Below are 1,206 nucleotides of genomic sequence, written 5' to 3'. Positions count from 1 at the left end.
TTTTTACACCAATTCTTCCTTCTAATTACCCTCAAACTAAATCCACTTTCATCCCAAAACCATACCTGTAGAAGAGCGGGAGATTATGAATGCTATTCTTAGATACTCAGCTAATTTATTTTTAAATAAACCCCTCTCTACGGTGTCTTGCTTATCCTCTAAGCTATATTTAGCGAGCGAGGTAAACATACTTTTTTGATTTTAAAATCCTCCTTACTTGGGTGCTACTCAGCTCTATTCCTGTCTTTTGTTCTAGATATATGGCAAGTCTAGCTGTTGTCCATCTCCCGAATTCATAGCCATATTTTTCAGGTTCTACTTCAATGGTTTCTAGGAGTAAATTAATGTATTCTTCTGTAGCTTTTTGGTAGTTACCCTTCATCCGATTATCTTTGAAGCTGTCTAAATTATCAGGCTCACCATGTCTGCTCCCATAAGCAACTTTTCTCAGAGAACATCCCATTAGTTCAGCAGTTTGAGCTTGTGTATTTCCGTTATTTAGTAACAAAAAAATCAAGGCTCTTTGCCTAATATCTGGATGCTCATGCTCTTTTAATGCTTGTTGTAGACTTTTTTTTGTCTCGGAACTGAGGAAGTTTTTAGTAGGCATTGACTTTTGATAAATATCATCATATTATACTATGCAATATGCGTTTTAGATGCTGAACAGCTTAAGTCGTAGACTCTACTACCACATCTTGAACGTGCATGGGTTCGTGTTAAACCCAATAAAACGCCCATTTCATCCAAAAAAACGAGGTTGTCAGGGTCAATATTTTTCACTTTCTCCCAATATTCACACCTCAATTTTTGCACTCTTTCAGTGGCCGACTGGCTACTGCGTATAGTTTTTTTTTCGGGTCAAATTTTGTTTTTTTAGTTCGATCCACATCATGCTAGGGCTGATAGCTTCCTTGTAGTTCATAAGCCAATATTCACAGTATTCTGACAAGGTGCTATCCGGATATTTTTCTACCATCTGGGTCAATTCAGTTGTGCGCGAGTGTAACACGCTTTTAAGGCTTCCACCCTGTTTTCTGGGTTGAACGCGACCAGTCGTTTGTTTTTGTTTTAAAATTTTTTGAACAAACCCTTTACTCACATCAAATCTGGCGGCTACTTTCCTAATTTGGGTCTTCTGGGTTTGCGGTGTAAACTGTATAATATATGAACTTTATGCTAGAGGCTAAGCTCATGGATTTTCAT

1 pseudogene is annotated in these 1,206 nt (G+C 37.6%); it reads right to left on the bottom strand.

The annotated features are described in order from the left end of the window. Window positions 1–610: pseudogene (locus tag QUA54_RS34295) on the bottom strand (IS630 family transposase); the annotation flags it as partial. Window positions 611–1,206: the final 596 nt, after the last annotated feature.

This window comes from Microcoleus sp. MOSTC5 (genome assembly GCF_036701825.1).
Classification (GTDB): domain Bacteria; phylum Cyanobacteriota; class Cyanobacteriia; order Cyanobacteriales; family Microcoleaceae; genus Microcoleus; species Microcoleus asticus.
The sequence above is the reverse complement of the archived record's forward strand: the minus strand, read 5'-3'. Positions and strand labels throughout refer to the sequence as shown.